Source organism: Streptodolium elevatio (assembly GCF_040649515.1).
GTDB classification, from domain to species: Bacteria; Actinomycetota; Actinomycetes; order Streptomycetales; family Streptomycetaceae; genus Yinghuangia; species Yinghuangia elevatio.
Genome location: NZ_JBEZFP010000199.1, coordinates 1 through 13,162, shown reverse-complemented (window position 1 = coordinate 13,162; position 13,162 = coordinate 1). Strand labels below are relative to the sequence as shown.

Below are 13,162 nucleotides of genomic sequence, written 5' to 3'. Positions count from 1 at the left end.
GGCGACAAGGTCGCCATGTACTACACGTCGGCGAACCGCGACGAGGAGGTGTTCGAGGACGCGCAGAGCTTCGACATCTTCCGCCGCCCCAACCCACACCTGTCCTTCGGCTTCGCCGAGCACTTCTGCCTGGGCGTGCACATCGCCCGCCTCGAAGGCCGCGTCTTCTTCGAAGAACTCCTCGCCACCTTCCCGCGCATCGAACTGACCGGCGAGCCCCGCCGCGTCCGCTCGAACCTCAACAACGCCCTGGCAAGCCTGCCGGTGTACCTAGGCCGCTGACCACGGGCGCGGCTCCGGTGCCGTGCTGTGCAGACCCTACGGGCACGCAGCGTGAGAGCGCCGGGACAGCAGGTTCGCCGGTGGTGTGCCGGGAATTCCGGTCGGCGAACAGGGGATTGCCCCTTCGCTGACCGGGGTTGCCTGTTCGCGTGCGTGGTCCGGCTTGAGGTGCGCGGACGATCGCTGTCCAGCCACGCACCGCACGAGACGGCCCTCCTCGTATGCCGCAGGCACGGGCAGCGAGGACGCGCTCAGGCCGTCAATCAGCGCAACGGCGGTCGTTCGTGGGTGCCGATGCCGTCGGGGACGATGAAGTCGCGGACCAGCTTTTCGGCGTCGCGGACCAGAGGGCGGATGAGTTTGTAGCGGGAGAGGCTGGTGATGCGGGCGACCATGGGGGTGGTGCGGCGTACGAAGTCGCGGGTGCGCGCCGAGTCGGGGGAGCGGTCGTAGACCCAGAACAGGACGATGCCCATCTGGTGGAGCCACAGCAACTCGGGGAGTATTTCCGCCATTTCGGCGTCGAGTTTCATGGCGGAGCCGGCGAGGACGTCGCGGTAGAGGTCGACGACGGTCTGGCGGGCCGGGTAGGACTCGGCGGAGAACGGGGAGAGCGGGCTGTCGGGGTCCGCGGCGTTGCGGAAGAACTGGACGGAGAAGCCGTGGTACGGCTCGGCGGCGTCCAGCCAGGCCTCCAGGGTGACTTGGAGTCGCGACGCGAAGTCGGTACGGCCGCGCAGGCGGGCCTGTGCGGCCTCGATGTGGTCGTTGGTCACCCGGTCGTAGAACCCCTGGATCAGGTGTTCCTTGGACTCGAAGTAGTAGTAGGCGTTGCCTACGGAGACGCCGGCTTCCGTGGCGATGGCGCGCATGGTGGTCTTGTCGTAGCCGCGGTCCTGGAAGAGGCGCAGCGCGGTCTCCAGGATCAGGGACCGCGTCTGCTCGCTCTTGCTCGGTTTGGCGGCGGCCCGGGGATGGTCCGGTTGGGATTCCGGGCTGGATTCCGGGCCGGACTCCGTGCGGGACGTGCCGGGCGGCCGACTGTCGCCGGGGGGTGGGGCAGGGGGCGTGCGGGCCGCTGGTGCGTCGTTTTCCACGCGAGGAACCTTAGTCGTGTGGCCCGCAGCCGTTTGCGCAGTCTCCGGAGGCGCGGCGGGTCGCGGCGGAGATCTTGGCCGCGGCGACGACGGCGGCCTTGGCGAGGGGGAGGCCGGTCGGGGTGCTGAGGCGCGTGGCGAGGGTGCGGTAGCCGCGAAGGGCCCACAGGCAGACGACCCACGCGTTGGCGCCGCTGTAGACCTGGCCCGCGTCGCCGATGACGGTGACCTCGTGGAGCGTGCGCTCGTGGTCGAGGTCCGGGTAGCGGTTGCGGGCGCGGGCGGAGCCGGCGGCGACCAGGTCGACGGCGACCAGCTTGGGGCGGCGGGCCAGCCACGTGCTGACGGCGACGCACAGGGGGCAGCGGGCGTCGTACAGGACGGTGATGCGGCGGATGGGCGGGACCGTGGGTGCGAGGTGGAGGGCGTAGGGGGCCGCACCCCCGTAGAGGCCCCCTACGCCGGTCCGTGCGGACATCGGGCTCACACCCCGACGGCCGGGCTGGTCCAGCCTTGCGGCGGGACGGGTGGCACGGGCTGGTGCTCGGCGAGCGAGCGGCGCCGGATGCGGCCGAGCACGAACACGTTCGCCAGGTGCAGCGCGCCGAGTACGAGCAGGACCGTACCGATCTTGACCGACAGGGCCTCGAAGGACTCCCGGACGGTGTCGACGCCGCCGCCGAGTTCGAGGTGCAGGGCGACGAAGCCGAAGTTGACGAGGTAGAAGCCGACGGTCAGGAGGTGGTTGACCGCGTCGGCGAGTTTGCGGTCGCCGTGCATGACGTCGACGAGGAACACCCGGCCGCTGCGGGCGAGTGTGTGCCCGACCCAGAGGGTGAGGGCGGTGCTGATCAGCAGGTAGACGGCGTACGTCACCACGGTGAGATCCATGGAGCACCCCTTTTTGAACGCGTTCAGTGCGCGTACCGGCACTCTAGCGGGTGATTTTGAACGTGTTCAAGCCGCCCCGCCGAGGAGTTCGGGTAAGGCGGGTCCGGTCGTGGGCGCGCGCCGTTCGGGTGCGTCGGTCAGGCGTGAACCGGGTGGCGGCGTGGCAAAGTACCGGGATGGCGAGTGTCTGGACTGAACTGTTGATCGACTGTGAGGACCCGCACCGGCTGGCCGAGTTCTGGCGCGCGGTGCTGGGCTACGCCCACATCGAGGAGGACAAGGACGGCGACGTGCTGATCAGCGACGTCGCCCGTACGCCGGAAGCGAGGAGTTCGGGGGCGTTCCCGCCGGCCCTGCTGTTCCAGCGGGTGCCGGACGGCCCCAAGAAGGCCAAGAACAGACTGCACATCGACTTGACGCCAAATGACCGCACCCGCGACGCCGAGGTCGAACGCGTGCTCGCGCTCGGCGCCACCCGCGTCGACATCGGCCAGGGCGAGAAAGTCAGCTGGACGGTGCTGGCCGATCCGGAAGGCAACGAGTTCTGCGTGTTGCGCGGGTACGTCGGCACCTGAACCGTGCCCAGCGGCCGGCGGGGCAGCCGTCCCGCGCACCCCGCGCACGTTCCCCCGGCAGTTCGCCGCGCGCGTCGGGCGCCCTGGGCGAGTTGATCTACGTAGGCTCCGATGCAGGCCTGCCGTGCGTCCCGCGCGCACGGCGTACAAGCTCCAGACGTTGGGAGTGCGCTCCATGTCGCGTCCGAAGATCGTGGTGGTCGGCGGTGGCTTCGCCGGCGTCGAGTGCCTGCACCGGCTCGAACGCAGGCTTGCCCCACCCGAGGCCGACCTCACGCTGGTCACACCCACCGACTACCAGCTCTACCTGCCGCTGCTCCCGCACGTCGCGGCCGGGGTCCTGACCCCGCAGTCGGTCGCCGTCTCGCTGCGCCGGCGCCTGCGCCGCACCCGGCTCCTGCCCGGCGGCGCGATCGGCGTCGACACGCGCGCCAAGGTGTGCGTGGTCCGCAAGACCACCGGCGAGATCGTGGACGTCCCGTACGACCACCTCGTGCTCACCGCCGGCAGCACCACCCGGACTTTCGACATCCCGGGCCTGACCGAGCACGCGCTCGGCATGAAGACGCTCGCCCAGGCGGCCTACCTGCGCGACCACGTCATCGCGCAGCTGGACCTCGCCGCCGTCACCCAGGACCCGGCCGAACGCGAGGCCCGGCTGCGGTTCGTGGTGGTCGGCGGCGGATACGCCGGAACCGAGACCGCCGCATGCCTCCAGCGCCTGACCACCGCGGCGGCCAAGCGCTACCCGCGGCTGGACCCGTCGCTCATCGAGTGGCACCTGATCGACGTCGCGCCCAAGCTGCTCCCGGAACTCGGCGACAAGCTCGGCGCCAAGGCCATGCGGATGCTGCGGCGGCGCGGCGTGCTGTTCTCGCTGGGCACCTCCGTCGCCTCGGTCGAGCCGACGAAGATCACGCTCACCGACGGCCGCGTGCTGGCCACCCACACGCTGATCTGGACCGCCGGGGTGGCCGCGAGCCCGCTGGTGCACACCCTGTCGACCGACACCATGCGCGGACGCCTGGTCACCACCGCCGAGTTGACGGTGCCCGGGGTGGACGCGGTCCTCGCGGCCGGCGACGCGGCCGCGGTACCCGACCTGGCCAAGGGCGGCGACGCGATCACCCCGCCCACCGCGCAACACGCGCAGCGGCAGGGCCGGGTGCTCGCCGACAACGTGGTCGCCCGGCTGCACGGCACGCCGCTGAAGCCGTACCACCACCGGGACCTCGGACTCGTCGTGGACCTCGGCGGCAAGGACGCGGTGTCCAAGCCCCTCGGTGTCGAACTGTCGGGCATTCCCGCGCAGGTGGTCGCCCGCGGCTACCACGTGATGGCGCTGCCGACCGTCACCGCCCGTACGCGCGTCCTGGTCAACTGGGCGCTCAACGCCGCCGCGGGCGACGACTTCGTGCGCACCGGCTTCCAGGCGGGACGGGCCGCCCGACTCCAGGACTTCGAGCTGACGGACGCGTACATGACGGCCGATCAGGTGGAGGAGCGGCACCACGACGAGCCGAAGAACGAGCTCGCGGAGCACAAGAAGCACAAGGAGCACAGGGAGCAAAAGGAGCAGCAGGACGGCTGACGCGGGCGAGGGCGAACGGTCCGGGCCTGTCGAACAGGCCCGGACCGCGCACCCCCGACGACGCGTCGGCGCGCCGACGACAGGGCGCCGCGCCGCGGTCACCCGCGGCGCCCCCGTCGCCGGGCCCGCCCCGCGGCTAGCGCCGGGCCACGCCGTACGCCCGTTCCACCGTCTGGGTCAGCGTGTTCCCGTCCGCATCGCGCACAGACGTCCGCAGCGCCACGTACCCGTCCCCGCCCCGCGGCGGAGGCGGCGCGAGCACGGTGTACCCCCGGCCGTTCGGCACAGCCGGCAGGCGGCGCCACGTCGTACCCCCGTCGTACGACGCCTCGACCGTGAACTGCCGCACCTGCGGCCGGGATCCGTCCGGCCGCTCCACAATCGCGGTGAGCGTGTACGGCCGGTCGCCCGCGACCCGATTGCGCAGGTCGAACTCCCCGTCGAAGCGGACCAGCGGCAGCGGCGCCGACGCCGCGTCGCAGCCGCCGTCCGGCGGACGCATCGACGAGAAGGTCCACGTGGCGTCCACCCGGCTGCCGAGCCGCCACAACGGGTCGTCCCGCTCGGCCTCCAGCCGCAGCGCGTACGTCGCCTTCTCCGGCGCCATCCCCGGCAGATACGGGTAGAACACGTCCTCGCTCGACGCGATCTCCGCACCGTTCCGTGACAACGTCACCCGCCCCCAGGCACTGCCCCCTTCCATGACACGCCCCGCCCCCGACGGGTTGAACGGCCGGAAGGCGGCCGAGCCGTCGTCGCCGCACCGGCCGAAGGCGGCAAGGGGGCCGACTGGCGCCTCGTTCCAGTCCTCGGTGGTGGTGCGCCCGGCCGGATACGCCCGCGGCGTGCCCGTCTCCATCCACTGGTCGGCCTGGAGGATCGACTGCCAGGTCAACCCGGGCTGCACGCTGAAGTACTCCTTCGCGACGCCCGGCAGCGGGACGGAGTGGAACCACCCGCCGTAGTTGCCGTCGCCCCACCCCGCGAGCCGCGACATGGACGCGGTGCGCGGCTCGTGGTCGCCCAGCGTGTGCACCCGGGTGTCCACGGCCGCAAGTTCGGCCGTCCTGACGGACAGCACCGGGTTCTGCGGAATCGCCTGATCGTGCGACAGTGCGAGATTGAACGTCGCGGCCGGCTGCTTGCCCGACGCCGGCTTCGCCAGGAAGGCCGTCACCCGATAGGCGTACTGCGCACCGGCGTTCGCCGTCGGCACCGCGAAGGCCTCGGTCTGCAGGTTGTAGAACGACGCCTCGATCCCGGCCTCGCCGCCCGGGAACTTCTCCCCGAACCCGAGCCGGCGGTGCTCCACCGTCGTGCCCGTCCGGTCGAGCGCCGCCCCGGCCGGCAGCCCGGCCCGGGCATCCGCCACCACGGTGGTGTCCGCGGTGACCGGCGTGTCCGGCAGGGACACCAGCGTCCAGCTGCGCAGCCGCGTGTCGGTGGCAGGCGTGTGGACCATCGCGTCGATGCTGTAGCGGCCCTTCGGCACCCGCGCGGTCAGGAACTCGCCCTGCGCGCGCACCTCGTAGCCGACGCCGGTCTCGACGTTCACGACGACCACCGCACCGCCGTCGAGCGGCGCGCCGTTGCGGTCGATCGCGTTCACGCGCAGGTCGTACACCTCGGGCTCGTCGAACACCGACAGCGCGGTACGCACCAGCGCCTTCCCGTCCGGCCCCGACGCGACCAGCACGCCGCCGTACGTCCCGGCCTCACCCGCCGCCGGATCCACCGTCACCACCACCGGAACCGTCCCGTGCGGCGGCACCGTCAGCCGGCTCGTCCCCAACCGCACCGGCATCGCGACATTCGACGCCACCGCGAGGTCCAGCACCAGCGGCGCGTCCCCGTCGTTGCGGTACACGACCGTGCGCCCCACCGGCTCGGTGCTCGGCCAGCGCAGGTACGCCGACAGCGCCGCGGGACTCGCCGACACCGTACGCGTCACCGCCGCCGCCACGTCGACCCGCCCGGTGCCCTGTTCGAACACACCCATGTCCGGACCCGGCGCCGTCGAACCGACCAGCGCCTCCTTGATCCGCTCGCCCGTCCAGTCCGGGTGCTGCTGGGCCAGGATCGCCGCCGCGCCCGCGACGTGCGGCGTGGCCATGGAGGTGCCGCCGAGCCGCGTGTAGAAGTCGTCGATCGGCTCGCCGCGCCACGTGTCCGCCGCCCGGGCCGCCGCGATGGCGACACCCGGAGCGGTGATCTCCGGCTTGGCCGCATGGTCGCCGACGCGCGGACCCTGCGACGACGACGGCGCACGCCGGTTCTCGGCGTCGACGGAACCCACCGAGAGCGCCGAGTTCGCGGTCGAGGGGGCGCTCACCGAGCCGGGCGTACCGTCGTTGCCCGCCGCGATCACGAACAGCGCCCCGGACGAGGCACTCAGCGCGTCGACCGCCTGCGACATCGGGTCGGTGCCGTCCGAAGGCCCGGACCCCAGGCTCATGTTGACGACCCGCGCCTGCTGCCCGACCGCCCACTCCATGCCGGCCACGATCTGCGAATAGCTACCGAATCCCGTGTCGTCGAGCACCTTGCCGACCACGAGTTGCGTGTCGGGGGCGACGCCCGCGTAGCGGCCGCCCGACGCCGCGCCGCTGCCGGTGATGATCGACGCGACGTGCGTACCGTGCCCGTTGCGGTCGACCGCGCCTTCCGCGTCGCCGGTGAAGTCCGCCGACGCGGCCACCGCGTCGGCGAGGTCCGGGTGTTCGGGGTCGATGCCCGAGTCCAGCACCGCCGTCTTCACGCCCGCGCCGGTGAGGCCCGCGCTCCACGCCTGCGGCGCGCCGATCTGGGGCACGCTCTGGTCGAGCGACGCGCGTACGCGGCCGTCCAGCCAGATCCGGGCGATGCCCGGCGCCGGTGTCTTGGCCGCCCCCGCGTCGGCCGGACCGGCGGCGACGGTACGCCAGAACGCGCCCGCGTCGGCCTTGCGTTCGGCGACCGCCTGGGCCTGGATGCTCGGCAGTTCACGGCCCGGCACGGCGTTCGCCGCGACCGAGGAGCGCGCCGACGCCGCGGTGCCCGCGCCCTCGTACCGCACGATGAGTGGCAGCACGGGCGTGCTGCGGTCGTCGAAGCCGTCCCGCACCAACGCCGTCACGTCGAACAGCGCCGGGTCCAGCACCCCGCGGTTGAGCAGCCCCAGGGCGTCGGACGGCACGACCGTCACGGCCCCGTTCCGTGTCGACCGCAGGAAGGAGACGTCCTCGCGCCCCGGTGCCGGAGTCGTCGTCACCGCCTGCACGCCGCCCGGGAACGTGGCCACTGTGACGACGTCGCCGGTGATCAACGTGACGGACGCGCGGGCGGGTTGGCCGCCACCCGCCCTACCATCCCCCCGCGGACCCTCCGGCGGAGGCCCGGAGCCGGGCCCGCCCGCCGCATAAGCGCCCCCCGTTCCCGCCGCCCCCACGGCGAATAACGCGCCCGCCACCACACTGGCGGCGAAACGGCGTCTGGCACGACGATTCATATGGGCTCTCCTTCCGGAGACGCACACGCCGCCGATCGGCATGGACGCCTCGTCGAGAGACGACCGGGAACCGCCGGTGAGTTGCCTGTCACACCCGACGAATTCCCGGCCTCACTCGAATGCGTGCTCGCCTAGGCCGTTGGCCTGAACGGCGGACGGCACCCTTGCCGCCGATTCGAGGTCTCGGGCGGGCCCTCCGCGTCCACGTGACCTCGCTCGGGCGCCCGGAGCGCGGTCCAACTACGGTGGGCGCCGGGCGGACGCGACAGATCCGGCGGGCGGCGAACCGGCGGCACGACGCGGCCGAAGAGTCAAAAGCCGCCGGTGGGGCGAGGGAACCGGCCAGACGAAGCGGGGAAGGGCAGGAGGCCAGGGTGCGGGAAGTGGCAGGGCGGGTGGCGGGTGTGGTCGCCCTGCTGCTCATCGGCGCGATCGTCTACGCCCTGTACGCGCCCTCCGGCGGCTCCACGTCCGGAAGCGGCGGCCCCTCGCGGCAGCCGGTCGCGCCGTCGCTGGGTGGCCTGCCGACCGACCCCGCGGACGAGCGGGCCGTGCGGATGACCGCGGAGCAGGCCGCGCCGTACCTCGCCCGCGACGTCGCCGTACGCTCCGACGCGAGCGGCGTCATGGTGACGTGGCGCCCGGCCCGCGTGGACGGCGTGGTCGGCCATCTCGTGGCCGTGGTCGCCGCCGACGGGCGGATCATCGAACGCGGCATGGTGGAACCCTCCCGCTCTACAACGGTGTTCGGTCCGCGTCCGGACGGGGCCGCGGTGTGCGCCACGGTCACGACGGTGGTCGGCGGGGGAGGCACGCTGTGGTTGGCACCGGGCGAGCGGGTGTGTCCCGAACCCGGTGCGGCGGCCGCGCCGACCGGATAGTCGCCCCGTACACGCACCCCCTACGTTGCCGAGTGCCATGGGTACCGACGGTCACGAGGTGAGGTCTGCATGCGACGGATTCGGGGTCTGCGCGCGCCGCGTGCCGTGATCGTGGGCGGCTTGGCCGTCGTCCTGGTCGGGGGAGGGTTCACCGCGCAGGCGACCCTCGGCGGCGACCACAAGAGCGACGAACTCATCGCGAACGGCGGCTTCGAGGACGGCTCCGCGTTCTGGTGGAGCTCGGGGCGCGCCGTCAAGGAAACCGTCGCCGACGGGGCCACCGGCAAGGGCAAGGTGCTCCGCGTCCAGGTCCCGGGCGGGTCGCCGCGGCAGTGGGACCACATGGTCGGGCAGACCGGGTTCGCGCTGGCGAAGGGCAAGCCGTACGTCCTCAAATTCACCGCACGCGCCGACCGGCCCGTGACGATCCGGGTCACGATGCAGCACGAACGGGCGCCGTACACGGCCGCGTTGGACAAGCAGGTTACCCTGGAGACCGGCAAGCGCGAGTTCGTGCTCCCCTTCACCGCACGGGAGAAGGTCGACCAGGCCGCGCTGACGTTCCAACTCGGCGGCGCGGACAGCCGCGTGTCGGTCATGATCGACGGCGTGTCGGCCAAGAAGGGCGGCAAGGACAAGCCCGGCAAGGACAAGCCCGCAACGCCCGACCCGGCCAAGCCGCCCGCGAACAAGCCCACGCCCGCCCCGTCCCGGCCCGCGGCCACGCCGTCGGAGTCCTCGGCGCCCGAGCCGCCCTCCGCCGTACCGTCGGACACGAAGCCGGCGCCGCCCAAGCCGAGTCCGCCCGCCAAGCCGACCGCGCCGGTCCCGCCGCCGCCGTCCGACGGACCGGTCCCGGACCTGTACGTCGACCCCGAGTCGAACCCGGCCGAGTGGGTCGCGCGCAATCAGGGCGACCCGCGGGCGGCCCGGATCGGCAGCGCCATCGCCTCGAAGCCGATCGCGCGCTGGTTCGGGGACTGGAGCACCGATGTGCGTGCGGACGCGTCCGCGTACGTCGGGCGGGCCGCGACCGCGGGCAAGCTGCCGGTGCTCGTGGCGTACAACGTTCCCGGCCGCGACTGCGGCCAGTACTCGGCGGGCGGTGCGGCGAGCGACGCCGCATACCTGGACTGGATCGGGAAGTTCGCGGCCGGCATCGGGGCCAAGCCGGCGATCGTCGTCCTCGAGCCCGACGCCGTGGCACAGATCGGCTGCCTCCCGGGCGCGAAGGCCCAGGACGACCGGCTCGCGCTGATCCGCGCGGCCGTCCAGCGCATCAAGGCCGCCGCCCCCGCCGCCAAGCTCTACATCGACGCGGGCAACGCGGCGTGGATCGACGCCGCGACGATGGCCGACCGGCTTCTCAAGGCCGGCGTGGGCGACACCGCCGGGTTCGCCGTCAACGTGTCGAACGACGATACGACGGCCGCGAGTTCGGCGTACGGCAAGCAGGTCGACCAGGAGATCCGGAAGCGCGGCGGAAAGCCTGCCGCGTTCGTCGTCGACACCAGCCGCAACGGCAATGGCGACCGGGGCGACTGGTGCAACCCGGCGGGCCGCAAGCTGGGCGCGACGCCCGGATCCGGCGCGGCCGGCGCCGAGTTGGTTCTGTGGCTGAAGGTCCCGGGCGACTCCGACGGCACCTGCGGCATCGCACCCGGCACCCCCGCCGGCCAGTTCGACCCGGACCTCGCGATCCGGCTGATCGACGGCACCTGACCGGCACCCGACCGGCACCTCGCCGGAAGCTGACCGGGACCCGGTCGGGGGACCTCACAGGGGAACCCGACCGGGCCGGGACGGGAGGGCCCGGACCGACGCGCCGGGCTACCGCAGCGCCTTGGCGAAGATGTACTCCGTGACGCCGGGCGGGTAGTCCGGCACCTCGCCGACCAGCGTGTAGCCCTGCCTGCGGTAGAACTCCGGGGCCTGGAAGTCCCATGTCTCCAAACGGACGTGGCCGCAGGCGTGTTCGGTGCGGGCGGTCTCCTCGGCGCGGGCGAGCAGGTCCGCCCCAAGGCCCTTCCCGCGCCGGTCCGCCCGCACCCACAGCAGATCGACGTGCAGCCACCGCCCCCAGACCTTGCCGGTCAGGCCGCCGACCACGGCGCCGTCGTCGTCGACGGCGTAGACGTGCACCGGGATGTCGTCCTCGGCCGGGGTGCCGCGCAGCCGTGCCATCGCGGGCGACGCCGCCGTGTTGGTCTCGTCGAGGCGATGGCCGAGCCAGTCCTCGCGCTCCTTGTCGACTTCGGTGTCAAAGCGAACCATGCGGACACCCTAAGACGCCCGATGATCACCTCGTGACCGCGTTGCGCCATCCGCGGGCACGGGCAGATGAGTCCGCGGCCACCGTCTCGCATCCGCGCTGCACTCGCGCTCGTCGCCGTCCGAGCGCCGGCTTTCGTCCTCGTTGCTCGTGTCTGCCTGGCGGTTCCCTGTCCCGCCTAGGCGCCCGTCGGTGTCCTGGGGCCGGTACGCCAGTTCGGCCCCGATTGGCGCCGACATGCTCGTACCAACATCCGACTCTTGACCGCCCTTGCCGGTCTCCCTACAGTCTCTTTCTACAAGTCGGAAGATTAATTCCGCATTACGGAAAACAAGTGAATCGCCGGTGCGGTGAACCACCCGCCGGCAACGCGCCGCCGAGACACCGCCCCCGGTCCGGCCGCGCAGCGCTTCCCGGAACAACGCAACGGCCATAGGCACAGCCACCCGACGGCCGCCCACGTGCAGGGGGCGGCCTCCGCCGCGGAGGGCACATCGCATGGGCTGGAAACTCCCCACCAGGAGCAAGGAAGCACCACAGGGCGACGGAACAGGCGGCAAGGAAGCCCCTGTTCACCCCGTCCCCGTACACCCCGTCGACGAAGTCCTGCCGCCCGGCAGGCTGCTCGCGGGGGCACTGCAACACGTGGCCACCATGTACGCGGGCGTCGCAGCCCCGCCGCTCATCATCGGCGGCGCGCTCGGCCTGACCGCCGCCGAGATGACCACGCTGCTCGGTGCGAGCCTGCTGGTCGCGGGACTGGCGACGCTGCTCCAGACGATCGGCTTCATGGGCGTCGGTTCGCGCCTGCCCTTCGTCAACGGCGTCACCTTCGCGGTCGTGTCGCCGATCCTGGCCGTGGTCGCGTCCAAGGGCGACGCCACACTGCCGGTCGTCTTCGGATCGACGATCATCGCGGGGGTCTTCTGCTTCGTCCTGGCACCGGTTTTCTGCCGGCTCGTCAGGTTCTTCCCGCCCGTCGTCAGCGGCACGGTCATCACCCTGATCGGCGTCTCGCTGCTGCCCGTTGCGGCCAACTGGGCGCAGGGCGGAGATTCGCACGCTCCCGGCTACGGCTCCGGCGAGAACCTCGCGCTCGCGGGCATCACGCTCGCGTCCATCCTGGTGCTGCACCAGCTCCTCACCGGGTTCCTGCAGCGCATCGCGATCCTGCTCGGGCTCCTCGTCGGTACGCTCGCGGCCATCCCGTTCGGCAAGGTCGACGGCGACGCCCTCGCCGACCTCCCGCTGTTCGAGGTGCCGCAGCCGTTCGCCTTCGGGGCACCGGAGTTCGACGCCGCGGTCATCGTGTCGATGCTCGTCGTCATGATCGTGTGCATGACCGAGTCCACCGCCGACATCATCGCGCTCGGCGAGGTCGTCGAGAAGCCGGCGGACGACCGGACCATCGCGGGCGGCCTGCGGGCCGACGGCTTCGCCACCGCGTTCGCCGGGGTCTTCAACGGGTTCGCGTGCACGGCCTTCGCACAGAACATCGGCCTCGTGGCGCTCACCCGGATCCGCAGCCGCTTCGTCGTCGCGGCCTGCGGCGGATTCCTGGTGCTGATGGGCCTCATGCCGGTGGTCGGCGGGCTGGTCGCGCTCGTGCCGCAGCCGGTGCTCGGTGGCGCGGGCGTCGTGCTGTTCGGATCGGTGGCGGTCGCCGGGATCCGTACGCTCGCCAAGGCCGACCTCGCCGACGGGCCGAACGCGCTGATCGTCGCGGTGAGCCTGGCGTTCGGCGTTTTCCCCATCGCCTACCCGGAGTTCTACGCGGCGTTCCCCGACAAGGTCGCCATGATCGCCGAGTCCGGGATCTCCGCGGGGTGCATCGTGGCGGTCGTGCTGAACCTCGCCTTCCACCACGTGGGCCGGTCGGCTCGAAGTGCCGCAGACGCCCAGCCCGAAGCACCGGCCAGCGCCGTCGAACCGGGGCCGTCCGTCGGAAGCCCCGCGGCCGTCTGACGCGGCGTCCGACGGCCCACAGAGGCCCGCAGAACGCCAGAACAGCGGGACGCGGGACGGCAGAGCAGCAGAAGAACAGACGTGGCCGGTCTGTCCCGTGTGCACGTGCACACGGGACAGA

At 72.3% G+C, this 13,162-nt stretch carries 11 protein-coding genes; 6 read left to right on the top strand and 5 right to left on the bottom strand.

What is annotated here, in order from left to right:
- Nucleotides 1-282, top strand: a 282-nt coding sequence (locus AB0C36_RS40580; protein ID WP_358364147.1) for a cytochrome P450, incomplete at its 5' end; no start/stop codon positions are given.
- 263 nt (nt 283-545) lie between these two features.
- Here AB0C36_RS40580 and AB0C36_RS40575 read toward each other — a convergent pair.
- From AB0C36_RS40575 to AB0C36_RS40565, 3 genes are read right to left on the bottom strand one after another with little or no spacing between them, the layout of a single operon-like run.
- On the bottom strand, nt 546-1,379 hold the full coding sequence (locus AB0C36_RS40575) for a TetR/AcrR family transcriptional regulator (RefSeq protein ID WP_435839216.1): 834 nt from the start codon (nt 1,377-1,379) through the stop codon (nt 546-548).
- A gap of 10 nt (nt 1,380-1,389) precedes the next feature.
- Nucleotides 1,390-1,857 (bottom strand): thiol-disulfide oxidoreductase DCC family protein, encoded by a 468-nt coding sequence (locus tag AB0C36_RS40570; RefSeq protein ID WP_358364144.1) that lies wholly within the window; start codon nt 1,855-1,857, stop codon nt 1,390-1,392.
- A 5-nt stretch (nt 1,858-1,862) separates the two neighbouring features.
- On the bottom strand, nt 1,863-2,270 hold the full coding sequence (locus AB0C36_RS40565) for a hypothetical protein (RefSeq protein WP_358364141.1): 408 nt from the start codon (nt 2,268-2,270) through the stop codon (nt 1,863-1,865).
- A gap of 176 nt (nt 2,271-2,446) precedes the next feature.
- Between AB0C36_RS40565 and AB0C36_RS40560 the strand changes: the two genes are divergently transcribed.
- A complete protein-coding gene (locus tag AB0C36_RS40560) occupies nt 2,447-2,845 on the top strand; it encodes a VOC family protein (RefSeq protein WP_358364138.1) in 399 nt (132 codons plus the stop codon).
- 175 nt (nt 2,846-3,020) lie between these two features.
- Nucleotides 3,021-4,436, top strand: coding sequence for an NAD(P)/FAD-dependent oxidoreductase (locus tag AB0C36_RS40555; protein WP_358364135.1), 1,416 nt, complete (start codon nt 3,021-3,023; stop codon nt 4,434-4,436).
- 136 nt (nt 4,437-4,572) lie between these two features.
- Here AB0C36_RS40555 and AB0C36_RS40550 read toward each other — a convergent pair whose 3' ends face one another.
- A complete protein-coding gene (locus tag AB0C36_RS40550; RefSeq protein WP_358364134.1) occupies nt 4,573-7,716 on the bottom strand; it encodes a S8 family serine peptidase in 3,144 nt (1,047 codons plus the stop codon).
- A 581-nt stretch (nt 7,717-8,297) separates the two neighbouring features.
- Here AB0C36_RS40550 and AB0C36_RS40545 point away from each other — a divergent pair.
- Nucleotides 8,298-8,804 carry a hypothetical protein gene (locus tag AB0C36_RS40545; RefSeq protein WP_358364132.1) on the top strand — a complete coding sequence of 169 codons (507 nt, stop codon included), beginning with the start codon at nt 8,298-8,300 and terminating at the stop codon, nt 8,802-8,804.
- A gap of 69 nt (nt 8,805-8,873) precedes the next feature.
- Nucleotides 8,874-10,526, top strand: coding sequence for a glycoside hydrolase family 6 protein (locus tag AB0C36_RS40540; protein WP_358364130.1), 1,653 nt, complete (start codon nt 8,874-8,876; stop codon nt 10,524-10,526).
- Nucleotides 10,527-10,634: 108 nt separating this feature from the next.
- On the opposite strand, the gene AB0C36_RS40535 is transcribed toward AB0C36_RS40540, so the two are convergent.
- A complete protein-coding gene (locus AB0C36_RS40535) occupies nt 10,635-11,078 on the bottom strand; it encodes a GNAT family N-acetyltransferase (protein WP_358364126.1) in 444 nt (147 codons plus the stop codon).
- Nucleotides 11,079-11,574: 496 nt separating this feature from the next.
- Here AB0C36_RS40535 and AB0C36_RS40530 point away from each other — a divergent pair, with 496 nt between their 5' ends.
- A complete protein-coding gene (locus AB0C36_RS40530) occupies nt 11,575-13,041 on the top strand; it encodes a nucleobase:cation symporter-2 family protein (protein WP_358364123.1) in 1,467 nt (488 codons plus the stop codon).
- Nucleotides 13,042-13,162 lie beyond the last annotated feature (121 nt).

What these genes read in the sequence shown, in the direction of transcription:
- AB0C36_RS40570 (WP_358364144.1), bottom strand. Translation starts at nt 1,857, where the DNA reads ATGTCCGCACGGACCGGCGTAGGGGGCCTCTACGGGGGTGCGGCCCCC.
- AB0C36_RS40565 (WP_358364141.1), bottom strand. Translation starts at nt 2,270, where the DNA reads ATGGATCTCACCGTGGTGACGTACGCCGTCTACCTGCTGATCAGCACC.
- AB0C36_RS40560 (WP_358364138.1), top strand. Translation starts at nt 2,447, where the DNA reads ATGGCGAGTGTCTGGACTGAACTGTTGATCGACTGTGAGGACCCGCAC.
- AB0C36_RS40555 (WP_358364135.1), top strand. Translation starts at nt 3,021, where the DNA reads ATGTCGCGTCCGAAGATCGTGGTGGTCGGCGGTGGCTTCGCCGGCGTC.
- AB0C36_RS40540 (WP_358364130.1), top strand. Translation starts at nt 8,874, where the DNA reads ATGCGACGGATTCGGGGTCTGCGCGCGCCGCGTGCCGTGATCGTGGGC.
- AB0C36_RS40535 (WP_358364126.1), bottom strand. Translation starts at nt 11,078, where the DNA reads ATGGTTCGCTTTGACACCGAAGTCGACAAGGAGCGCGAGGACTGGCTC.
- AB0C36_RS40530 (WP_358364123.1), top strand. Translation starts at nt 11,575, where the DNA reads ATGGGCTGGAAACTCCCCACCAGGAGCAAGGAAGCACCACAGGGCGAC.